General features: G+C 47.0%; 21 protein-coding genes, 1 pseudogene and 1 riboswitch. Of the genes and pseudogenes, 18 read left to right on the plus strand and 4 right to left on the minus strand.

The genetic code is table 11. From position 1 onward, the window contains the following. From I2H74_RS24555 to I2H74_RS08700, 7 genes and pseudogenes are all read left to right on the plus strand, one after another. Positions 1-141, plus strand: a pseudogene (locus tag I2H74_RS24555) (acetyl-CoA C-acyltransferase); the annotation flags it as partial. A gap of 133 nt (positions 142-274) precedes the next feature. Continuing rightward, the gene (locus I2H74_RS08675; protein ID WP_195573317.1) at positions 275-2,068 is read left to right on the plus strand and encodes an acyl-CoA dehydrogenase family protein; all 1,794 of its coding nucleotides are present in this window, start codon (positions 275-277) and stop codon (positions 2,066-2,068) included. Positions 2,069-2,258: 190 nt separating this feature from the next. Further along, on the plus strand, positions 2,259-3,953 hold the full coding sequence (locus I2H74_RS08680) for a long-chain-fatty-acid--CoA ligase (RefSeq protein WP_195573484.1): 1,695 nt from the start codon (positions 2,259-2,261) through the stop codon (positions 3,951-3,953). A gap of 142 nt (positions 3,954-4,095) precedes the next feature. Continuing rightward, the gene (locus I2H74_RS08685) at positions 4,096-4,509 is read left to right on the plus strand and encodes a PaaI family thioesterase (RefSeq protein ID WP_324254031.1); all 414 of its coding nucleotides are present in this window, start codon (positions 4,096-4,098) and stop codon (positions 4,507-4,509) included. A 79-nt stretch (positions 4,510-4,588) separates the two neighbouring features. Beyond that, positions 4,589-5,143 carry a cysteine hydrolase family protein gene (locus I2H74_RS08690; protein ID WP_195573319.1) on the plus strand — a complete coding sequence of 185 codons (555 nt, stop codon included), beginning with the start codon at positions 4,589-4,591 and terminating at the stop codon, positions 5,141-5,143. 65 nt (positions 5,144-5,208) lie between these two features. After that, entirely contained in the window at positions 5,209-6,705 is a 1,497-nt protein-coding gene (locus tag I2H74_RS08695; protein WP_195573488.1) for a nicotinate phosphoribosyltransferase, read from the plus strand. Positions 6,706-6,804: 99 nt separating this feature from the next. Next, a complete protein-coding gene (locus I2H74_RS08700) occupies positions 6,805-7,665 on the plus strand; it encodes an SMP-30/gluconolactonase/LRE family protein (RefSeq protein WP_195573321.1) in 861 nt (286 codons plus the stop codon). Between the two features lie 314 nt (positions 7,666-7,979). Here the strand turns inward: I2H74_RS08700 and I2H74_RS08705 are convergent, their stop codons facing one another. Next, positions 7,980-8,933: an L-lactate dehydrogenase gene (locus I2H74_RS08705; protein ID WP_195573323.1), complete on the minus strand. Its 954-nt coding sequence runs from the start codon at positions 8,931-8,933 to the stop codon at positions 7,980-7,982. Between the two features lie 146 nt (positions 8,934-9,079). On the opposite strand from I2H74_RS08705, the gene I2H74_RS08710 reads away from it, so the two are divergent. From I2H74_RS08710 to I2H74_RS08735, 6 genes are all read left to right on the plus strand, one after another. Further along, positions 9,080-9,427, plus strand: coding sequence for a metal-sensitive transcriptional regulator (locus I2H74_RS08710; RefSeq protein WP_195573490.1), 348 nt, complete (start codon positions 9,080-9,082; stop codon positions 9,425-9,427). Between the two features lie 77 nt (positions 9,428-9,504). Continuing rightward, on the plus strand, positions 9,505-9,711 hold the full coding sequence (locus tag I2H74_RS08715; protein ID WP_195573492.1) for a copper ion binding protein: 207 nt from the start codon (positions 9,505-9,507) through the stop codon (positions 9,709-9,711). 270 nt (positions 9,712-9,981) lie between these two features. Further along, positions 9,982-10,281 (plus strand): HesB/YadR/YfhF family protein, encoded by a 300-nt coding sequence (locus I2H74_RS08720; RefSeq protein WP_195573326.1) that lies wholly within the window; start codon positions 9,982-9,984, stop codon positions 10,279-10,281. Positions 10,282-10,369: 88 nt separating this feature from the next. Beyond that, positions 10,370-10,559: riboswitch (cobalamin riboswitch) on the plus strand. 246 nt (positions 10,560-10,805) lie between these two features. Next, positions 10,806-13,199, plus strand: coding sequence for a 5-methyltetrahydropteroyltriglutamate--homocysteine S-methyltransferase (gene metE, locus I2H74_RS08725; RefSeq protein WP_195573328.1), 2,394 nt, complete (start codon positions 10,806-10,808; stop codon positions 13,197-13,199). A gap of 80 nt (positions 13,200-13,279) precedes the next feature. Beyond that, a complete protein-coding gene (locus tag I2H74_RS08730) occupies positions 13,280-13,684 on the plus strand; it encodes a hypothetical protein (RefSeq protein WP_195573330.1) in 405 nt (134 codons plus the stop codon). A gap of 116 nt (positions 13,685-13,800) precedes the next feature. Beyond that, positions 13,801-14,289 (plus strand): DUF3939 domain-containing protein, encoded by a 489-nt coding sequence (locus I2H74_RS08735; RefSeq protein WP_195573332.1) that lies wholly within the window; start codon positions 13,801-13,803, stop codon positions 14,287-14,289. Positions 14,290-14,382: 93 nt separating this feature from the next. On the opposite strand, the gene I2H74_RS08740 is transcribed toward I2H74_RS08735, so the two are convergent. Then, positions 14,383-14,961, minus strand: coding sequence for a thymidine kinase (locus I2H74_RS08740; RefSeq protein ID WP_195573334.1), 579 nt, complete (start codon positions 14,959-14,961; stop codon positions 14,383-14,385). A gap of 142 nt (positions 14,962-15,103) precedes the next feature. Here I2H74_RS08740 and glsA point away from each other — a divergent pair, with 142 nt between their 5' ends. The 3 genes from glsA (at position 15,104) to I2H74_RS08755 (ending at position 17,588) form a co-directional block, all read left to right on the plus strand. Continuing rightward, positions 15,104-16,036 carry a glutaminase A gene (gene glsA, locus I2H74_RS08745; RefSeq protein ID WP_195573336.1) on the plus strand — a complete coding sequence of 311 codons (933 nt, stop codon included), beginning with the start codon at positions 15,104-15,106 and terminating at the stop codon, positions 16,034-16,036. Between the two features lie 105 nt (positions 16,037-16,141). Then, on the plus strand, positions 16,142-16,555 hold the full coding sequence (locus I2H74_RS08750; RefSeq protein ID WP_195573338.1) for a hypothetical protein: 414 nt from the start codon (positions 16,142-16,144) through the stop codon (positions 16,553-16,555). A gap of 187 nt (positions 16,556-16,742) precedes the next feature. Then, positions 16,743-17,588: a DUF72 domain-containing protein gene (locus I2H74_RS08755; RefSeq protein WP_195573340.1), complete on the plus strand. Its 846-nt coding sequence runs from the start codon at positions 16,743-16,745 to the stop codon at positions 17,586-17,588. A 703-nt stretch (positions 17,589-18,291) separates the two neighbouring features. Here the strand turns inward: I2H74_RS08755 and I2H74_RS08760 are convergent. Continuing rightward, positions 18,292-19,728, minus strand: coding sequence for a hypothetical protein (locus I2H74_RS08760; RefSeq protein WP_195573342.1), 1,437 nt, complete (start codon positions 19,726-19,728; stop codon positions 18,292-18,294). 202 nt (positions 19,729-19,930) lie between these two features. Between I2H74_RS08760 and I2H74_RS08765 the strand changes: the two genes are divergently transcribed. Together I2H74_RS08765 and I2H74_RS08770 are read left to right on the plus strand one after the other, a co-directional pair. Next, positions 19,931-20,350, plus strand: a complete 420-nt coding sequence (locus I2H74_RS08765; RefSeq protein ID WP_195573344.1) for a GNAT family N-acetyltransferase — start codon at positions 19,931-19,933, stop codon at positions 20,348-20,350. Positions 20,351-20,440: 90 nt separating this feature from the next. Beyond that, positions 20,441-22,411, plus strand: coding sequence for a peptidoglycan D,D-transpeptidase FtsI family protein (locus I2H74_RS08770; RefSeq protein ID WP_195573345.1), 1,971 nt, complete (start codon positions 20,441-20,443; stop codon positions 22,409-22,411). A gap of 137 nt (positions 22,412-22,548) precedes the next feature. Here the strand turns inward: I2H74_RS08770 and I2H74_RS08775 are convergent, their stop codons facing one another. Further along, positions 22,549-22,827, minus strand: coding sequence for a hypothetical protein (locus tag I2H74_RS08775; RefSeq protein ID WP_195573347.1), 279 nt, complete (start codon positions 22,825-22,827; stop codon positions 22,549-22,551). Between the last annotated feature and the right edge of the window lie 184 nt (positions 22,828-23,011).

Raw genomic sequence — 23,011 nt, forward strand, 5'->3', positions numbered from 1 at the left:
CATCCGCTTGGCTGTACAGGAGCAAAGCTGTCGGTCAGCCTCATACAAGAGCTGGCTAGAAGAGGAGGCGGCCTCGGTATTGTCTCTATGTGCATTGGCGGCGGCATGGGCGCGGCGGGGCTGTTTGAAGTACATGGATAACGTTCAAGCTGATCTCTTACTAACCAACTAACAGTCTTAAATGTCTGCCTGTATACAGGATCTATTTCTATATTGATTGAGTTCTGCATGAGCGAGTTTGTAATCATCGATTGAAAAGAGGAGGAGCACAAAGATGTCTACATCGTCACACCCTGTTGGAGGCAGCTTTCTAATCGAAGAAACGCTTCCTGAGCAGGTAATCACACCGGAGGACTTTACGGAGGAGCAGCGGATGTTCCGCGATACGACAGAAGCCTTTGTGGAGGGAGACGTGCTTCCGTACGATGATGAGATCGAGAAATTAAACTATGATCTCACCGTTAAGCTGATGCGGGATGCGGGAGAGATTGGACTCCTTGCTGCAGACATCCCTGAGGCCTATGGCGGCTTAGGGCTCGATAAGGTGAGCTCCACCATTATTAATGAGTCGTTGGCAAAGTCATCTTCGTTTGCGTTATCAATAGGGGCGCATGTCGGCATTGGCACGCTGCCTATCGTTTTCTTTGGAACCGAAGAACAGAAGCAGCGTTACTTGCCGGATCTCGCAGCGGGCAAACGAATTGCGGCCTATTGCTTAACAGAGCCAGCTTCAGGCTCTGATGCGCTAGGAGCAAGGACGACGGCTAAGCTGTCTGAGGACGGCAAGCACTATATCATGAACGGTTCTAAAATTTATATCACAAATGCCGGCTTTGCGGATTTATTTATCGTCTATGCGAAGATTGACGGTACGCAATTTACGGCATTTATAGTGGAGCGGGGAACACAGGGCTTTAGTGTTGGTCCAGAGGAGAAGAAGATGGGGATCAAGGGCTCCTCGACCTGTCCACTGTTCTTCGACCAGGCGATCGTACCAGTCGAGAATGTGCTTGGAGAGATAGGGAAAGGACATTTAATTGCATTTAATATTTTGAATATCGGCCGCTTTAAGCTGGGCGCAGGCTGTCTTGGCGCAGCAAAAGAAACCGTGCAGCTTGCAAGCTCCTATGCGAATGTCCGCAAGCAATTTGGCAAGCCGATCAGCTCCTTCCCTCTCATTCGTCAGAAGCTGGCAGATATGAATATCCGTACCTACGTGCTGGAGAGCATGGTCTACCGCACTTCAGGACTCATCGATCGGAAGCTTCAGGCGCTCGACAGTCAGGCGGAGCAATCAGGAAGTGCGGCTGCAAAGGCGATTGCAGAATACGCCTTGGAGTGCTCCATCAACAAAGTATTTGCCAGTGAGGCGCTTCATGACATTGCGGATGAGGCTGTTCAGATTCATGGTGGATATGGGTATACCCAGGAATATAAGGTGGAGCGCATTTACCGAGATGCGAGAATTAACCGGATTTTTGAAGGGACGAATGAGATCAACCGACTGCTCATTCCTGGAACGCTGCTTAAAAAAGCGATGAAGGGCGAGCTGCCGCTGATTGAGCGGCTGGAATCGCTCCAGCAGGAGCTGACAGGCAGCATCTTGATTCCAGAAGCCCCTCATGCTTCACTTGCAGAGCAGCAGGGATACTTAACACAGTTAAAGACCATGTTTCTTTTTGTGGGAGGAACAGCAGTTCAGAGATTCGGCACGAAGATCGAAGAGGAGCAGGAGGTATTGTCGCACCTTGCCGATCTTATTATTGCGATCTATGCAGCAGAGAGCGCCCTGCTTCGCACAGCGAAGCTGATTGCTCTCTACGGAGAGGAAAGAGCAGCCTATGCTGCTGCGATGAGTCTGATCTTCCTTCGTGAAAGCTTAGCCGAGGCGGAGAGCATTGCAAAAGAGGTGCTTGCCTACACCGCTGCTGGCGATATTTTGCGTACACAACTCTCATTATTGAAAAAACTCGTGAAAACACCTGCCGTATCGTTGACGCCCCTCAAGCGCAATATCGCAGCACAGGTCGTATCACAAGAGCGATATGTTATTCTACCAAACCTTTAATCTTTTCTTCTGACTTTATGGGAATATGCCATCATATCGCTTGGACGAATTAACCTCATTCTATTCACGATCAAGAGAGTCTTGAACCACTGCAATTGCAAGGATTATGGCTTTGATGTGGCAAGTATGCGTCATTTATCAACTTGTACAGAACATTAACACCGTTAATGGTGAGAAGGAGTGGATTGACATGTACGGAGATCGGCCGTGGCTGCATCATTATCCGTCTGAAGTCGCCCCTTCATTCGATTATCCTCGTCATAATCTTGGACGCCTGCTCGTAGACACTGCGAGCAGGCATCCAGATAAGCTCGCCATAGAATTCATGGGCACTCGCATAACCTACAAGGAACTGCTTCAATCCGCCTATAGCTTAGCAGACGGACTCCGCGCATTAGGCCTTCGAAGGGGAGATCGCGTTGCTCTTATGCTGCCTAATTGTCCGCAATTGGTTATTGCCTACTTTGGCATCTTGCTGTATGGAGGCATTGTCGTCATGACGAACCCTCTATACAAAGAGGGTGAGCTGTCCAATCAGCTGCGGGATTCCGGCGCAAGCATGATTATTGCTCTTGATATCCTCTATCCAAGAATTGACCACGTCAAAAAACTCACAGAACTCAGGCATATCATCGTAACGTCGATTGCGGATTATCTTCCATTTCCTAAAAATATTGCATATAAGGTAAAAACGAAGGCTGAGGGGATTAGACAGCATGTGCCTGAACTGCCTTCTGTACATCGCTTCAAACGTCTTCTAAGTCGTTCACAGCCACACACGGTCTGTGTAGAGGTGGATGCAGAGGAGGATATTGCGCTTCTTCAGTATACGGGTGGAACGACAGGCATCGCGAAAGGCGTCATGCTGACACACTTCAATTTGCTTGCAAACACGATCCAATCTTCAAACTGGTTCTATCGATCCAAGAAGGGCGAGGAGATCTTTCTGGCAGCACTTCCTTGCTTCCATGTATTTGGCCTAACGGTACTGCTTAACCAAGCGATTTATTTAGCCGGAACACTGGTTCTCCATCCAAGGTTTGATTCCTTGCAGGTTCTAAAAAGCATTGCCAAGCATAGAGCCTCAATCTTTCCTGGCGCACCTACGATGTACATCGCCATCAACCATAATTCGAAGGTTAAGGATTACGATATTACGTCGATTCAGGCTTGTGTAAGCGGCTCTGCTTCGCTCCCGTTAGAGGTTCAGGAAACGTTTGAAGCGCTGACAGGCGGGAAGCTCATTGAAGGCTATGGCTTAACAGAGGCTTCTCCAGTTACCCACGCGAACAATTTGTGGGGGTACCGGAAGCTCGGATCGATCGGCATTCCCTTCCCGGATACGGAAGCGGCGGTAGTGGACAGTGATACTGGAAATCCAGTTCCTGTAGGCGAGATTGGAGAGCTCATCGTGAAAGGGCCTCAGGTAATGAAGGGGTATTGGAACCGCCCGCAGGATACAGAAGCCGTCTTGAAGGAAGGTTGGCTGTATACGGGGGATATGGGGAAAATGGATGAAGAGGGCTTCTTCTACATCGTTGATCGTAAGAAGGATATGATTAATGCGAGCGGCTTTAAGGTATATCCACGCGAGGTTGAAGAAATCTTATTTATGCATCCAGATGTCAAAGAAGCGGTTGTGCTTGGCGTCCCGGATCCTTACCGAGGAGAAACGGTAAAGGCCTTTGTTGTACTAAAGGATGGAGCACATGTAAGCGAGGATGATCTGATCAGCTTCTGCCGCGCTCAGCTCTCGTCTTATAAGATCCCAAGGATTGTAGAGTTCCGCAAGGAGCTTCCGAAGACCATTATAGGGAAAGTCCTTCGCCGCAAGCTTGCGGAAGAAGAGCAGGCACGACAATCTGCAGCGAACCGAGAACCATGAGAATATTCATTTAGACTTGATTGGATAGGTACCATTCGGGTAATGTAGATTTAAGCAAAGATTGCAAGTTGACCGGTCATCGCTACGATTGGCCGGTCAATCTTTATCATATAGGCAGCATTGAAGCAGGAGGTGCTTTTTAGTGTCATATACCAAGGAAGAGCTTGAAGCAATGGCAGAGAAGGAGCAAACGACGTTCTGGGGATATCTGGGCTGCGAGCTCGTGGAATTAACAGAGGAGCAGGTTGAACTTCGGCTCCCTCTTGTGAAGCACCACCTGAATGGCATGGGGATTGTTCATGGCGGCGTGATCTCATCGCTGCTGGATAATGCGATGGGCATCATCGCAGGTTCAACCAGAAAAGGCGTTCCTATGGTGACCAGCAACATGAACGTTCACTTTGTTGCGCCCTTGATCGGCGATGAGGCGAGGGCAATCGGCCGTGTTCTTCATGGCTCTCACAAGACCTTGACCTGCTATGCTGAGGTGTTAGATTTACGAGGCCAGGTTTGTGCAATTGCAACAGGCACCTTTCGCGCCTTACGAACACCGTAAATAAGCTTGAGTGATGGACGGTCTTATTCAAGATCAATATGTAATATCATGAATAATATGGAGAGAAGGAGTGTTTCTAATGAAAGCTTTAATCGTTATTGATTACACGGTGGATTTTGTAGTAGGCAAACTTCCTTGCGGAGACCCTGCTATCGCAATTGAAGATCGATTGGCAGAGCTCGTTAAGCAATTCGTGGATCAAGGAGACGACATTGTCATGGCGGTTGATGTACATGATGAGAACGATCCTTATCATCCAGAAACAAAGATGTTTCCTCCGCACAACATAAGAGGAACGTCGGGGCGAGATTTATACGGAAAACTCATGGACATCTATAACAGAAATCAGGATAAGATCTACTGGATGGATAAAACAAGATACAGTTCCTTCTGCGGAACTGATCTAGACCAAAGATTAAGAGCAAGACAAATAAAAGAGGTGCATCTTGTTGGGGTATGTACCGATATTTGTGTGTTGCATACCGCGATTGAAGCCTATAATCTGGGATATAACGTTGTTATTCACGAGGATGCGGTCGCAACCTTCAATGGACAGGCTCATGACTTTGCGCTTGCTCATATGAAGAATACGCTCGGTGCCTCGATCGTTCGCGGAGGAGAAGCCGTTGAATAACGTTTTATGACAGGGATCGAAACATAGACACAGCAGGAATGACAGGAAAGAAGGTAGCCTCACACATGAACAGCTCAATGGCTTTACATACCGATAAATATCAGATCAACATGATGTATGCGCATTGGAAGCAGGGAACACACAATCAGAAGACGGTATTTGAAGCATTCTTCCGCAAGATGCCATTTGGCAACGGATATGCCGTATTTGCAGGTCTTGAACGCATTATTGAATATATGGAGAAGCTGAGATTCTCAGACGAGGACATTGAATATCTTCGCGAGCAAGAGGAGCAGTATGACGAGGGCTTTTTGGAGGAGCTCCGTGAGTTCCAGTTCAAAGGCCATGTAGACTCAGTTAAGGAAGGTACGCTTGTTTTTGCAAACGAGCCGTTGATTCGCGTTCAAGGCCGTGTGTTTGAAACGCAGCTCATCGAAACGGCGCTTCTCAACTTTATGAACTTCCAAACCCTAATCGCCACAAAAGCTTCTCGTATTAAGCAGGTGGCGAAGGACGATATACTCATGGAGTTTGGCACCCGTAGAGCGCAGGAAGCCGATGCTGCGCTGTGGGGAGCTCGTGCAGCCTATCTGGCCGGCTTTCATGCAACCTCCAACATGCTCGCAGGTCGAAGATTCGGGATTCCAACAAAGGGGACCCATGCCCATGCTTGGGTGCAAAGCTTTGCGAGTGAACGGGATGCCTTTGAGAAGTTCGCTGAAGCGCTGCCGGATCAAGTTACCTTGCTTGTTGATACGTATGATACGCTTCACAGCGGAATCCCGAATGCGATTCAAGTTGCACATGCGCTTCAAGAGAAGGGCAAGCGTCTGTTGGCTATTCGACTCGATAGCGGGGATCTTGCCTATCTCTCGATTGAGGCGAGAAAGCTGCTTGATGCCGCAGGTCTTCATGATGTCCAGATCGTAGCCTCGAATGATTTGGATGAAAATACGATAGCGGATCTGAAGATGCAAGGAGCCAAGGTTACTAGCTGGGGAGTGGGAACGCAGCTGATCACGGCCTCTGACCAACCGTCGCTTGGCGGTGTGTACAAGCTTGTTGAGCGTGAGATTGAGGGCAAGATGGAGCCTACTATTAAGATTTCGGCGAATCCTGAAAAGGTAACGTATCCGGGCAAAAAGGATGTTTACCGCATTATTCATCCGAAGAAAAAGAAGGCGGTAGCGGATTATATCTGCTTGTCGGAAGAGGATGACGTCGAGCATAAACGCCGTTTGAAGCTGTTTGATCCTCTTCATCCATACATGCACAAGTATGTGGATCACTATTTGGTCGAGCGATTGTTAGAACCTATTTATCGCAATGGAGCGCTTGTATACGATCGACCGCTTCTTGAGGATATCCGTGCTTATCATGAAGACCAGCTCGCGATGTTCTGGCCGGAGTACCTTCGCAAGCGAAACCCTGAGCCTTACCATGTGGACTACAGCACAAAGGCTTGGGAGCTGAAGCGGGATCTTATCGAAGAGCATGTGGAGCAGAAGAGCAAATGGAGATCCTTGATGCAAGATGAGGATGCACACGAATCAACGGATTGACGCTTGAGGAAATTGCTGGTTATGATTATAGGTGGATATGGAACTTATATCGGTTTAATCTTCTAATCATTTCTCTACCGAAGGAGAGGAGAGACAGTCATGAGCTCATCCGTAGATCAACATCATTCCAAGGAGCTTCGTTCAAGCGAGGTATTTACGCCGCCGCATGGCTTTACAGCTGGAATTGAAGGACCAGCTTGCGACGCGGAAGGCAATCTCTACGCCGTCAATTATGAGCGCGAAGGTACCATCGGGAAGGTAACGCCAGAAGGAGAATGCTCGGTCTTCTTGGAGCTGCCGGAAGGCAGCATTGCGAACGGCATTCGCTTCATGCGTGATGGAAGCATGCTGATGGCCGACTATACAGGGCATAATGTCCTCAAGGCGAACATGCATACACGCGAAGTCACGGTTCATGCTCATGAAGCGGGAATGAACCAGCCCAATGATATTTGTATCATGGCGAATGACATCGTGTTCGCAAGTGACCCGAATTGGAGCAACGATACAGGCCAGATCTGGAGAATAACGCCGGATGGAGCTGTAATGCTTTTGGAGAAGGATATGGGTACGACCAATGGCATTGAAGTAGGCCCGAACGAGGATGTGCTGTACGTGAATGAGTCGGTTCAGCGCTGTATATGGGCTTATGATCTCAGTGAGAGTGGCGAGATCAGCAACAAGCGTTTATTTAAGCAATTTGACGATTATGGCATGGACGGCATGCGCTGTGACGTCGATGGGAATCTCTATGTGACTCGTTTTGGAAAAGGTACTGTTGTTGTCCTTTCTCCGGAAGGCGAACAGCTTGAGGAGATTCAACTAACGGGTAAAAACTGTACGAATCTTACCTTTGGCGGTGAAGATGGCTGTACTGTATATGTGACCGTTGCGGATCAAGGCAATGTAGAGACCTTTAGAGCAGCTAGACCGGGACGCTGCAGGGCACTTCTTCGTTAATAAAAAATGAAAAAGTCTCTTCCTCATTTGCAGCGGGAAGAGACTTTTTTCGTATATTTGCCGTTACATCACCAGTGGCAATGATCGATCAAATCACATGATAGGCTATGAATACACAAGCCATTACTCATGATAATCAAGCTATTCTATGGTACGGTCGACAGGAAGGCTAGAACACGGTATTGACCATTAACATGGCCCATTATTTCTCGGGAAAGCGCAGGATCCGCCAATTGCCGGCTAATCGGATAAGATCGTGTTGATTAGCCGCGAAAGCTGACGAATCCTTGCTTGCATTCGATCAGATTCCCTGACTAGTCGTTAAAGATCGTGCTGATTGCTTTCTTAAGAACGCTTGCCGAATGTTCAAGCTGGCGCAGTTCCTCTTCGGAAAGATCCAGTTCGATAATTTCTTTAACCCCATGACGGTTAATAACGGCAGGCACACCGATGTAAAGATCATCCAGGCCGTATTCGCCTTGCAGCAGGACCGATACGGACAAAAGACTGTTTTCATTGCGCAGCACCGCTCTTGTCAATCGTGCAAGACCCATCGCAATACCGTAATAGGTGGCACCCTTGCGTTCAATGATATGATACGCTGCATCCCGTACATTAATAAAGATCTCTTGAAGCTCTTCTTGAGTAGGGCCGTTATGCCGCTCGGTATAGTCAGCGAGCGGCATGCTTCCGATGTTCACATGGCTCCATACCGGAAGCTCAGTGTCTCCGTGCTCACCCATAATATAGGCATGAATGCTGCGAGGATCGACTTCAAGCCTGTTGCCAAGCTCAAAGCGAAGACGAGCGCTGTCAAGCAGCGTGCCCGAGCCGATAACGCGGTTTGCAGGGAGTCCGGAATATTTCCAAGTTGCGTATGTAAGGACATCTACAGGGTTAGTCGCAACGATAAAGATGCCGTCAAAGCCAGACTGCATTACGGAATCGACGATATTTTTGAAAATAGCCGCATTCTTGCTGATGAGATCCATTCTTGTCTCTCCAGGTGCCTGGTTCGCTCCCGCCGTAATGACGACGATATCTGCATCCTTGCAATCCGAATAATCTCCAGCCCAAATTCTCATATTACTTGCGAAAGGAATGCCGTGATTGAGATCAATAGCATCTCCCTCGGCTTTTTTCTTGTTCAAGTCGATGATAACGAGTTCAGAGGCAATTCCCTGATTGAGCATGGCGAAGGCATAGCTCGCTCCTACGAATCCTGATCCAATTAAGGCTACACGTGATACTTTTGCTGATGGTGTCATAAAAAATGGCGACCCCTTTCACTCCATGATTGGAATTAAATTCATCTTAATTTTAACCTAATTCATTAAAAATATAAAATATCTTCTTGTATAGGGTATGGGGGTATGTTAAAATAAGGGCAGAAGGAGGGATACCCGTGAATGAATTGAATCAGAACGAAGTCGAACACGCATCCAGTCATGGCGAGCAGGAGTCATGCTGCGGATCCCACTCCGAGCGCAAGAGCCATCATTCTGAAGAGACGAAGAAGAAGCTCGTTCATCGGTTGAATCGGATTGAAGGCCAAGTTCGTGGCGTGAAGGCGATGATTGAACGAGATACGTATTGTGACGACGTACTTCATCAGATCGCTTCCGTACAGTCTGCATTGAATGCTGTAGGCCGTCTCCTGCTGGAAGGACATATGAAGAGCTGTGTCGTAGAGCGCATTCAGAATGGGGAGCAAGAAGTATTGGATGAGCTGCTCATCACGATGAACAAGCTAATGAAGTGATAATTAACCATGTTTATAATAAACAGCAACAATTTTATCATCCACATATAGACATGAACATCGAGGAGGACAAGCAAATGGTTACAGTTACATGGAAAGTTGACGGTATGAGCTGCGGACACTGCAAGCAATCGGTAGAGAAAGCCGTTCAAGAGCTTGGAGTTAAAGGCGAGGTATCCCTTGAAGATAAGACGGTTACGCTGACTTATGACGAGAATGCTGTACAAGCAGATGCGATCAAGGAAGCAATTGAAGATCAAGGCTATGATGTTGTTCAAGCCTAATTGAACATAAGAACGTAAATTCCTATGACCTTGCCATTCAGCAGGCATAGGAATTTCTTTTTTCTTAATATGGAGTTCTCATTCTCGAGTCATCCTATACATTAAAGCATAAGAATATTCAATGACATTTTTCATGAAAATACCGAAAATGCTTGCTCTTCAGGATGTAAATGTTGACCAGAACGTGTTATGATCCTAGTAGTGGATGTTCATCAATAGGATATCCAGCTAGACTACCGACTCTTTTCGCTATTAAGGGGGATGAACACATTGATACTACGAGTTACACCAGAAGCGGTTCAACGATTCCAGGAGGAGTGGGGATTCCAAGCAGGAGATACAGTAAGAATCTTTGTACGATACAGTGGATTTAGCGAATCCGGCCCATATTCCTTTGGAATTATGAAGGATTCCCCGAGATATCCTGCGGTATTAGTTGAGATCGAAGGCATTTCCTTTTTCATGGAGCAAAATGATACTTGGTTCGTGGAAGAAGAGGCATTAACGATTGCAGAAGAGAGAGAGGAAATTGTCTTCCGTCGTCACGCTTCATCTACTGAATTGGATTAAGATATAAATGGCGCAGGTCAACTATCTATTGCACATGCGCACAAGTACGTATATAATCAGTACCAATTGGTCGAAGATACCAGTTGCCAATTGAATATGGAGAACAGGTGCTCTGGGTTACGTCAGAGCTTAATAGGGAAGCCGGTGCAAGCCCGGAGCGGTCCCGCCACTGTAACAGAGGAGATGAATTCCATTGGCCACTGGTCGTAAAGACTGGGAAGGCGGATATCATCGATGATACTGAAGCCAGGAGACCTGCCTGTTCTGACAGCACTGTTGGTACCTACGGGAGATAGGGAGGTGTTTCGTGAACCGCGTGAAGGCGAGAGGGAAGCAGCATGCTAGGTTATTTTAGCTGCGCATTCTGTTCGCATTATTCAAGTATGTATATGACACATTCGTTTACGGGCATTTTAGTCTTTCCTAAAGGGACTAGAATGCCCGTTTTTTGCATGCGCGGAATGTGACAGGAAGAGTAACTGCATGTCCTAAATATGAGTGGTAGAAGAGGAGAGTCCCTTACAATGGATCAGCAAAACAATCGGTTGACGACAAGTATTTCAGGCTACCCGCGCATTGGGTACAATCGCGAATGGAAAAAGGCACTGGAGCGTTATTGGTCGCAAAAATCTTCCGTTGAGGAATTAACAGCAGAACTTCATCATATTGAACAGCAGCGTATTGAAAAAATGGCTTCATTGGAACTAACGCACATCCCAGTCAATGATTATACTTGGTACGATCATGTCCTTGATACCGCGATCATGTTCAATATCATTCCTTCACGATTCCTTACGCCATCGGTACAGAAGAAGCTGAATAGCCAGAGCGGCAATGGTTCTAATCAACAGGCGATTGCTGATGCTCTTGTGGAGCTAACCTTTGCAATGGCTCGCGGAACAGTGCAGTCAGCTGCTTGCGAAATGACCAAATGGTTTAACACAAACTATCATTATATTGTGCCTGAGTGGGAACATCAGACGCCTAAGCTTCTGTATAATTACCCGCTTGCGGCCATTGAACGGGCTGTATCTGCGACTCAAATCGAGATAGCGAATGTCAAGCCTGTTGTTGTTGGTCCTTATACATTTGTTCGCCTGATGAAAGGAATACAGGCGTCAGACCGTGCCAGCGTGCTTGGTGCCTTTGCAGATGTATATGTGCAAATGGTTACAGAGCTTAAGGAGCGCGGCGTTCACGTCTTGCAGCTGGATGAGCCTGCATTCCTTCATGAATTAAGTCAGGAAGAGCTTAATCAAACCCGTGCGATCTACGAGAAGCTTCGTCACGCAGCTGGTCCAATGAAGCTGTGGGTTCAAACCTATTTCGAAGGTGTAGCCAACTATAAAGATATCGTATCCTTGCCAGTCGAGATGGTTGGCTTGGACTTTGTGCACGGCCGCTCGCGAAATCTCCAAGCTCTTGAGAAGCATGGCTTCCCAGCAGACAAAACGCTTGCTGTAGGCATTATCGATGGCCGCAATATATGGAGAACAGATCTTGCGCGCGCGCATCATTGGCTGCAGCAGCATGTTGAGCCGTATGTATCAAGGGATTCCTGGATTATTCAAGCGTCATGCAGCCTGCTGCATGTTCCTTTGACCTTGAGCAACGAAGATACGCTGCCAGCTTATATCCAGCCGGTATTAGCTGGAGCAGATGAGAAGCTGGAGGAGATTCAGACGCTTGCAGCGCACTTGAAGGCTGAGACGGAAGGAACAAAAGCCGCACTGGACAACAGTGCGCGCATCATGACGACGTGGCTGAATGCACCAGAGCGCAAGCGCCCTGAAATGCTGGCACAGCTCGCAGAAGCGCGCAAGGATGCAGCAGCGAGCACTCGTATTCCATTCAGCCAAAGACAGATCGAGCAGAAGAAACGTTGGCCGGAGCTTCCAATTCTTCCAACCACATCGATTGGAAGCTTGCCGCAGAGTGCGGATGTGAGAAGAGAGCGCCTTAAATTCCGTCGTGAAGAGATAACGGCCGCTCAGTACGAGCAATATATCGAACGCGAGATTAAGCGTTGGGTTGATATTCAGCTTGAGTTGGACTTGGATGTTCTCGTACACGGTGAGTTTGAGCGAACAGATATGGTGGAGTATTTCGGCGAGAAGCTGGAAGGATTTGTATTTACTAAAAATGGCTGGGTTCAGTCCTATGGCTCACGCTGCGTGAAGCCTCCAATCTTGTTCGGTGATGTTGCCTTTACAGAGCCGATGACGGTGAAGGAATCGGAATATGCCCAAACGCTAACGAAGAAGCCGTTGAAAGGCATGCTGACAGGACCGGTTACCATCTTGAACTGGTCGTTCGTTCGCGACGATATCCCGCGTAAGGATTCCGCATTCCAGCTCTCCTGGGCGCTTCGCCAGGAGATCCAAGCCTTGGAAGCAGCAGGCATCGGGATGATTCAAGTTGACGAGCCAGCGGTCAAAGAAGGCATGCCGCTCCATCCTGAGGACCAGGACGCTTATCGTCAGTGGACGGTGCAGGCATTCAAGCTTGCGACCAGCGGTGTACGTCCTGATACACAAATTCATACGCATATGTGCTACTGCGACTTCTCCGATATGCTGGAGCTGATCAAAGAGATGGATGCAGATGTCATCTCGATCGAAACAGCGAGAAGCGGCGGAGACATTGTAGAGGTGTTTGCCAAGCATACGTATGAGCTTGGCATTGGACTTGGCGTCTATGATATTCATAGTCCGCGCATTCCTGAAGTCAAGGAAATGGTCGATTTTATTCATAAAGCGCTTGAGGTGCTTCCGCTTGAGACCTTCTGGATTAATCCGGATTGCGGACTCAAGACGCGCAACGAGCATGAAACGATCGAAGCCTTGAGACATATGGTTCAAACTGCTAAGCAGATCCGAGAAGAGAAGTCTGCTTCAACCGTATCGTCCACATTGTAAGAAGATCGACAATTCTAATCGAAACAATTGCGCCGTGTATGACGTACAGTGTTATAAAGATGAAGCCGGAGGGAATAGGGATGGCGATAATCATGACACATACGTCAACACGGCGTAATTTTATATTAGTCGGAACAGGATATGGGGTTTATCGCTCGGAATCACCAAGTGCAGTAGGCGGTAGCTTGTTTCCCAATATCGAGCAGGGAGAGATTCCGAAGGTATGCGTAAGCGATGAAGAGGGAATGCTTCATTGGTTTGATCCTCAGGAGCTTCGCGTATTGAGCGTGGATGGCATGCATGTGAAAAATCTGTTGGATCAATATCCTCCGATCATCGATGAACCTAACCTACATGGAGAGGAGTCGGTATCTTCGGGTATAGAATGGGAGACCTGCCCAGGTTGTCAAACGAAAGTATTGCCTACGGAAGCCATCTGTCCATCTTGTGAATTAACACTGGTTGATAGGAATGCCACCTTTTAATGGCAATTCGTTATTACTCCCACAAATGCTAGAAATTATGCTATAATGTAATTGTAAGCGATACCATTCTTGATAACGCTGGGTCGCTTGTTTTTCAAAGAAGGGAGATGTTTAAGATGAAATGGTTCAACAATCTATTTACTCGAAATAAAACGTCTCACCCTAAGCAAGACAAGCATATTATAGTATCCATTGAAGATGTTCGCAAAGCCATTAATGCGTGGGAGCATGATATGCCTGATCCCATCAACCGGACGCAGCTGCTCCGGGAGGATCAAAGCATAGACCTGTCGCGCTTGACTCGATATTTGGGTGGGAGAAGTGATCAACGCTTTTATATGTCCCGTTTCACCTATCAGTTGTTTGAAGAGAAGGATAAAGACATTCCGTATTACCTGGATATGGTTCAAGCGGCGGTAGATGACTATATGGACGAGAATCCGAAGCTGCCTGTTGTAGAAGGCTCGCGGAATCGCCAGATCCATTATGATCAGCTTATTCAAGGCCACTACTTGAAGGAGAAGCCGTCGATCCCCTTGTATCTGACTACGGACGAGTTCTTGCTGACTCATGAGCCTGAGTGGCATGTCCGCAAATATCAATAATGAGCATGAACAAAGTGCATGTACAATCGTACATGCACTTTGTTGTGATCCTATTAAATTGTACAAATTTCAATGAGGCGAGATCATCATTCCTTATAGTGGTGGGTTCTTATGACATTTGCGGCATACCGGATAATAGGAATCGTTGCCGCCGATCTGGATCTGTTCCCCCGAATAAACCGGACGCCCCTCTTCATCAATTCTCAGGTTCATGGTGGCCTTTCGCTCGCAGAACCAGCATATCGTTTTCATTTCTTCAATCTTGTCTGCATAAAGGAGCATATACTTGCTGCCTTCAAACAGCTCGTTCTGAAAATCATTTTTCAATCCAAAGCCCATTACCGGAATATGTAGATCGTCTACAATGTCTGTCAGCTGCATGATTTGATCTTTATTGAGAAACTGCACTTCATCAATAAGGACGCAGGAAATCTTCTGATTCTGGGTTTGATTCTCAACGATGTGATAAATATGAGTGTCATCATGAATCGGAATCGCCTTTGCTCGGATACCAATCCTTGAGGATACATACCCGACTTCATCTCTGCTGTCCAGCGCAGATGTAAAGATCAGCACAGACTTATTCTGCTCCTCGTAATTGTGAGCCACCTTTAAGATCTCAATGGACTTGCCGCTGTTCATTGCCCCATATCGAAAATATAATTGTGCCATAGACAAAACCACTCCTGAATCTATTGTCAAACTTCACCAACAAGAAGATAATCATACCATAACAACAAGCAAAATGCTGCATGAATCAACTTCCAGCATCAATGGAAACGTATAGGTATGCTGAATTGGAGTGTGAATAACGATGGATTGGCAAATGGTACAGCAGGTACTGCCGAAGTGGCTGGAGGAAAGCCGCAAGGAAGCGATTCAAGGCAAGGTGGCAACCTATATACCTGGGCTTGCAGCCGCGCCGCAGCATACGCTTGGCATAAGCATAACTGGATTCAATGGGGAATGTGTTCATACAGGGGATTGCGACTTTCGATTTACCTTGCAAAGCATCTCAAAGGTATTCTCATTTATGCTTGCCCTAATGGATGTAGGGGAACAGCGAGTGTTTGAAAAGGTAGGAATGGAGCCAACAGGAGACGATTTCAACTCGATCTTGAAGCTGGAGCTCGTCGACCCAGGCAAGCCTTTCAATCCATTTATCAATGCAGGCGCGATCATGATCGCATCCTTGATCGATGGCGCTACGCCTAGTGAGAAAAATGAGCGCTTATTAGCCTTTATTCGAAAGCTTGCTGATGATGACACCTTGATCTGGAACGATTCCGTCTATCAATCAGAACGAGAGACCGCACATCGCAATCGCTCTCTAGCTTATTACCTGAAGGATAATGGTGTCTTACTGGACGATGTTGAAGAGACACTGGAAGTATATTTTAGGCAATGCGCGATAGAGGTCAACTGCAGGCATCTTGCCCAGATCGGCATGATCCTTGCGAACCATGGCAAGCATCCGGCGACAGGGGAACAGCTCATTCCGAGACGATTTGTTCAAATAACGAAGACGTTTATGGTAACATGCGGGATGTATAATGAGTCGGGCGAGTTTGCGATACAAGTCGGACTCCCTGCAAAGAGCGGAGTATCCGGCGGAATTCTAGCCCTTATTCCAGGTCAAGCAGGCATTGGCGTCATTGGGCCTGCACTTGAAGAGAAGGGCAATAGTGTAGCTGGAGTGCATTTGCTGAAGACGCTGTCGAGCAATTTCGACCTTAGCATCTTCTAAAGGTCATTTCTAAAGACTACATGCGCAGCTAGCCGTTAGTCACCAATCATGGATGATGCACATAGGCTGTCAAGTATAACACGAATGATGATAGGAGTCTCTTTTATGAAAAGGAACGGCACCAAGCGAGCCCAAAAGGGAAAGCCGCTCATTCATTCAAAGCCTCAATCCTTGATGATGCAGTCAAAAAGAGAATGCCGCAGTTGGTCAAGACCTGATCCTTACCCGCCGGTTCAATCAGATACTTTTTCAACATCAGCAACAACCTCGCTTGTGCTGATTGAACAAATCGGCAAATTCCTTGCCCATGTCCGCGATTCGAAGCCCTATGCGGCTCAATTGATGGATGCTGCGCAGCGAGGGAACACACCGGAAGTGGAGCGGCTGATCCTGTCACAGGTGCAGCAGGTAAAGGTAGAACCGGCTTTTACCCCTGACGCGATACGAATTACATTCAAGCGAAGCAGGAATGATTTGCAATGCTGCAAAGTGGATGTCTTACTGCAATGGAATCCTTGAGGTTAAGAGCGGAGCAGTCCTGCTCGCATGTACGAGGCAAGCACGACTTAGGGGTGCTTGCTTCTTTTTTTCAGCAAGCGAAGAATCATTCCTTTGTAGATATTGTACATTCCTTAAGGATGTATAGTAACATATGAGAAGCAATATCATTCGCTCGTTAAACCACAGGACAACATGGGAGGAAGACATGATAAACGTTGGATTAGCAGGATGGGGAGACCATGATGATCTTTATCCTCAAGGAACACGAGCCAAGGACAAGCTGTCCTTGTATGCCAGTCACTTTAACACTGTAGAATGCGACAGTACCTTCTATGCCATCCCAACAGAGTCCGTTGTCGCAAGATGGATTGAAGCGGTACCGCCAGAGTTCGGCTTTGTCGTGAAGGCCTACCAAGGTATGACGGGGCATCGCAATTATAAGCCTCATTTCAACACAGCCAAGGAGATGTTTGAAGCTTTTTTGCAGATGGTATCACCCATAAAGGACGCTGGCAAACTCGCTGCTGTTCTGGTCCAGGTTCCGCCTTGGTTTGACTGTTCACGTCTTCATGTTGATATTTTGCGAAGATCAAGAGAGTGGCTCCAGGACGTACCTGTCGCATTGGAATTTAGGCATCAAAGCTGGTTTGAGGGTGAGATGAGGGAGAGAACACTCTCCTTTATGAAGGATGAACAGTGGATTCATAGCGTATGTGACGAGCCGCAAGTGTCAGAAGGCTCTGTTCCTATTGTACTCGAAGCAACAGATCAGGAAATGACTCTCGTTCGATTCCATGGACGTAATGATGCTGGTTGGCTGAAGCAGGATGATAAGGATTGGCGTGAGGTAAGGTACCTGTATCGATATTCCGAGGATGAGTTAAAAGAGTGGGCTCAGCGAGTAAGATTGTTAGAGCAGCAATCGAAGCGAGTAGTGGTCGTTTTCAACAATAATTCAGGCGGCGACGCTGCGGCGAATGCGAAGCAGTTTATGCAGCTACTAGGTCAGAATGCAGCGCCAATGGCCCCTAAGCAGCTGAGTTTATTTTGAACAGCACAATCTTGCACGGTCAAAAAATGAATTACAGCTAGGGCTACCCGAGGAGTAATTAATGGATAACGCCTAGCTGCTATGTGGGATGCAGGATCGTGATCATGTAGGAATTCCTTTCTCTACAGGTCTAGTTATGCTGCTGCTATCTCTTGGCAGATCGTACACAGCTTACGGCAGCGTTCCTCGCATTCTAGTGTGTATGGCTCATTGATCCGAGCGCATAAATCCGCACACGATAAGGCTACATCTGCACAAAGCTTGCACACTTCTACCGAGTATTCACTCTGGCGAGTCATAAGAGACAATGTAAGCATGCATGTATCGACGCAGTCTCGGAGCTGTCGGAGGATGGGGATGCGCTTAAACAAATCTTCTTGTTGTAAGGTTGCGCTAATGCAGATATTACATGATTCAATCACCTCATTACATATTTCTATTGCTCTGCGATATGGGTTATGGGTTGTCATGGTTCTAGCTCCTATCATGCGTTGTAATCTCTTTGATGAGACGATCAATCAAATTTGATCTTAATCATCATTACCGTCATTTGTGATAGCTTGAAACATCTCAACGGCTGCGGGCGGCTATCGGCATGCGGCGTTTTTTTTCTGTTGCATGATACAGCTCGGTTTAATCTTGAGTTTTTTAGTGCTGTTAATCCATTTGCGAACCGTTTAGTATGTAAAGATCCATGCACAAGCTACTGCTTCCGCTTGCGGAGCGATGTCTTGGCAATCCCCCATAATGTCGTTATCGTGAGTACCAGGCTTACCCCGATACCGATAAAGGTTACGAACAAGGCTAGGTATTCAAAAACGGAGTAATGCAAAGCATGATTCCATTTTATTGGATATTTAAGATCATCAATCACCTGGTTCATTCCATATATCCCACTAATCACCGTAAATATCGTCAGAATACGCAGCATATAGTCAGAGCGCTTGCCCGTTGCATTGGACTGATAATCATACAGCGCTGAGAGCGTTTGCTTGACATCCTTCAAGAGCTCATCATTGCCGTGCATGCGGCGCAGCAGCTGAAAGATATCTTGAAGCTGGGATTCCGACACCATTTCCCGGTAATAAAAGCGGGATGAGAACAGCGTGATTCCGCGAATCAGATCCTCAACTCGGTCGCGATTGCGATCTAACTGGAGCTTCCCATAGTGATTGGATAGTTTGAGCAGCACGATCTTGTGAAACAAATTCAGCAAGAAGACATAGTAATACCGCCCGTACATTTCATTTGCGAGTGTAACGGTTCGTCCATGTGAGGCATTCGTGATGCAGCTCAGAACATGCTCGTCTGCCACATAGTAGGTATTCGGTGCCCACCGCTCATAGGTACGACGCTTTACAAATTCAGCGATGAATTCCTGATTGCTAGAGCCGATGTAAGCTTCATTTTGGGCATTATAGCCATGAAGTCGAACAGCGCGAAACAGATCGGCACTCGTAATGGTCTCATCAGCATAGAGCCCATAGAGACTGATGGAAAACATTCGTTCATTGATAAAAAAAGGAAGCCGCTCGAAGGATGTATCTTCATGGTCTTCATCATCCATCCAGTGAAGAAGATCAGGAAGAAGCTCCTCATTGAAAAAGGACAGAATCTCATCATAGATCGCTGTGCTGCTTTTTACATAGCTTAGTTCGTCCTTTGATTCAAGGTTCTCAAGCGCTCGGAACCTTTTGGCGAACTCCAGCGATTCGCTAAAGGTGCAGGGGCGAGTCAGCTCCGTCCGAATCGTAAACATGCCAATCTCATATGGACACAAGATGATATCGACCGAATGAATATGAAACGGCAAAATGCTGTTAGGGGTAAGCATCTCGTAGTCGCTGCCGATGACCTTGGAGAAGCGCTGAAAGCTCAAGGCATCCTGACTGTTTGCAGGAAATAGAAATTGGTTCGTAAACGGCAAAAAGAGATGCTCCAGCTCACGATGGGAGATCTGATATCCCGAGCCATAAAACGCATTTTCGAGCTTAACATTCCGAATGTCGAAAGGAACGAAGCCGCGCTTCCGCAGGTCTTCTCTCATCTCTTTATAGGCTGATTTGCGGATCGAGAATGGGAAGACGAATTGATGAATGGCGATATTCACTTCTTTGTCTTTTAGCGTAATAGGTGACATTAGGCATTTCCTCCATCGATGTTCAGATGCATGGTATTAGTTTACGGATTATATAAGCATTCATTCCCCATTCGAAACAGGAAAAGTAACGAGATCGAGATGATTTTATTATGAGGAAGGATTATAACGAATAGTAGGTTAAAGCCTGTTAGACTAGAATAAGCATGTTATCGCAGAAGGACAAGAAGCAGGAGGGACAGCAATGAAACAACATATTGTAAATGAACCATCTAAAAGCAACCGATCGTATGTGGTACAGCAAATGATTCAATTCAACGGTTTGCATTTTCCGAAGGAGCTTAGGGATAACTATCAAGAGGTTCATCTGATGGTCAAAGATGAGGATGGCCAATTATATGGGGGGCTTATCGGGGAGATCTTCTGCAACTGGATGCAGGTGGAGTTTTTGTTTGTGGATGAGAAGCTCCGCGGTCAGCATTATGGCAGCCAACTTTTAGAGGAGGCAGAGAAGCTTGCCAAGGCGAAAGGCTGTGACTTTATTAAGCTGGACACGCTTAGTTTTCAGGCGTTGGACTTTTATTTAAAGAATGGCTTTGTCGTCTACGGAAAGTTAGAGAATGCCGGCGGGCACACTCATTATTATTTGAAAAAGGATATTTAATCGCTTGATGCTGGATGTGATGGACTTCATGGATCGTTTTTTTTATACTAATATATAAATATTTCCATTCAATTGGGAGTGGTATCCATCATGTCAATGCTTCAGCATGAGACTGAAGAGCATGTTATTAATCGAAAGAAAAAGCTGTCTATGCGTACAAGCATCTTCTTTTTCGCCGTTTTCCTTGTGTTTGTCATTCTGGTCGTGCGTTTGGCGATTCTACAGTTTGTAGAAGGGGCATCATTGAAGGCAAAAGCCCAGGACATCGGACAGAATCCTACCTATATAGCCTCTATCAGAGGTTCTATCTATGATGCAGCAAATCAGCGTATTGCCTATTCGACGCCGACGCAGTCTTTGTACTTTCGCATTCAGAAGCAGTACAAAGAAGAGGAGGTACAGGAACTGGCAAAAAGGCTGAAGGAAGTCCTGGATACATATGGGGACAAAAAGAAATCAATGAGCGTCGCTGAGATCGTCAAGAAGCTTGATGTTGAAGGGAGGCGGACGTTTGGATATTTGCCTCGACAGATCAAGATTGATCTAACGAAGCATGAGATCGCCTATTTTTTAGAACATAAGCAGGAGTTTCCGGGCTTTGAGGTGCTGGAAGAAGGCATAAGGCAGTATGATCCAACTCCTTTTGCCCCTCAGCTGGTCGGCTATCTTGGGCGCTACGGCGGGCTTGATATGGAGCGGTATCCTTATTACAAGAAGCTGAAAAACTCGCCAGAGACGGAGAATACTTACTTGGATACGGAGTCCGTAGGTGTTGCTGGGTTAGAGTATATGTATGAGGGTGTGCTGAAAGGTGAAAACGGCAAGAAAACGTATATCGTGGACAGTCTTGGCCGTATTGTTGGGGACGGAGACTTTGAAAAGCCCGTTAAGGGCAACAATATTCATTTAACGATTCATCCCATTATCCAAAAACGGACGCAGCAGAAGATTGAGCAGCATTTGGAGAAATTGCAGCATTCATCGCTCAGGTCAGAGCGAGCGCCAAATGCAAAAACGGGCTATGCAGTCGCCATGGAAGTAAAGACAGGCAATGTTATCACGATGGCGAATGTCCCTCAATACGACCCCAATATATGGCGCAATGGGATTACAGAGAAGCAGCTTCGCGAGATCGGCTCCAATATGAATAATGGAACGATTACGGAGGTGTTTCAGGATTATGGGGACAAGAAGGAAAACAACCGCCATCCATCATCTCTCGTCTATCTGGGTTCCACTGTTAAGCCGCTTACGGTATTAATCGGGCTTCAGGAGAAGCTGATTACAACCGATACGTACTATCAGGATATCGGTTATGCTGTGATTGGGCGTAAGGGAAGCGAGACGCCGATCGCGAACTCGGATTCGCATGCTTACGGCCGCATGGACCCTGCTACGGCAATTGCGAAGTCTTCCAATGCTTTTATGATCGATATGATCGGCAATCCGCTGTATATGAAGTACGGGAAAGAGAAGGGGTTAGAGATCTGGGACCGCTATATGAAAGCGTTCGGTCTTGGTTCGGACACGGGCAGTGGACTTCCCCGTGAATCACAAGGGGTTCTTGACTACATGCAAGAAGGCCAGACAGGCCAGGCGGCACTCGCCTATGCTTCTTTTGGACAGCAGGGCAAGTATACGACCCTTCAATTGGCACAGTACGCGGCAACGCTAGCGAATCACGGCAAGAGACTCAAACCCCAATTCGTCACGCATATAACCGATTCTAAAGGCAATACGATTCAAGAGGTGAAGCCGGAAGTTGTAAGTGAGATCAAGTTTGAGGACCGGTATTGGAAGGAAGTCGAGGACGGCATGAAGAGGGTGAATATGCATGGATTCGAAGATGCAGCCTACGAGGTCGTTCGGAAGACAGGAACCTCGCAGCAATGGGTGTCAGGCGGCATCGTAGAGAATGCAGTGTTCATTGCGTATGCACCAGCGAAAGATCCGAAGCTGGCGGTGGCAGTTGTCGTGCCAGAAGGCGGCTTTGGCGCCTATGGTGCGGCACCGATTGCCAGAGAGATATTCGATAGCTACTTTGAGATCTATGGAAAGTAGCGGGAAGCTTCTCTTTCGCTTTGCCTTATTCGATAAATGAAGATTATACGACAAGGGCCGCTGATCGTGTTGCGGCCCTTCTCGCATAACGGAAACGTTGATAAAGAGAGGAAAGTGTTTAACGGAGAGCAGGGAGATTAACGCTTTTTGCTTTTCTTTGTCTTATGCTTGCGGCGAATATTTTTGCTAAATACGCCTTCTTGCGTTTCATTTGGAAATTGAACGCCAGTTTGGTTTTGCTGTCCTTCTCTGAATACACACACAGGTCTGAAGATAGGAACCCGATGAACGCGTCTTACGACTTCAATCGGCTGGATAACGGGGATACACTCGCACTCGCATACATCTTGATAAACGACGATTGGTTCTCTCTCGATCGGACTGACTTGATTCCGATCACAGTGATTGTACGCCATGATAACAACTCCTTTACCGTGATGATGCCATCATATGTTGGAGTGGCTTAGACGGGTTGTTTACTCGCCCTATTCTTACGAAATCTTGTAAAATGGGTTGCTGACCACGAAAAATCCCGAGAGATTAAGTGAAGTGCACCCCATAGAATAGACATTGGAAAAACCTCTGGTTATTCCGATGAAT

Source organism: Paenibacillus sp. 1001270B_150601_E10 (assembly GCF_015558675.1).
Classification (GTDB): domain Bacteria; phylum Bacillota; class Bacilli; order Paenibacillales; family Paenibacillaceae; genus Paenibacillus_B.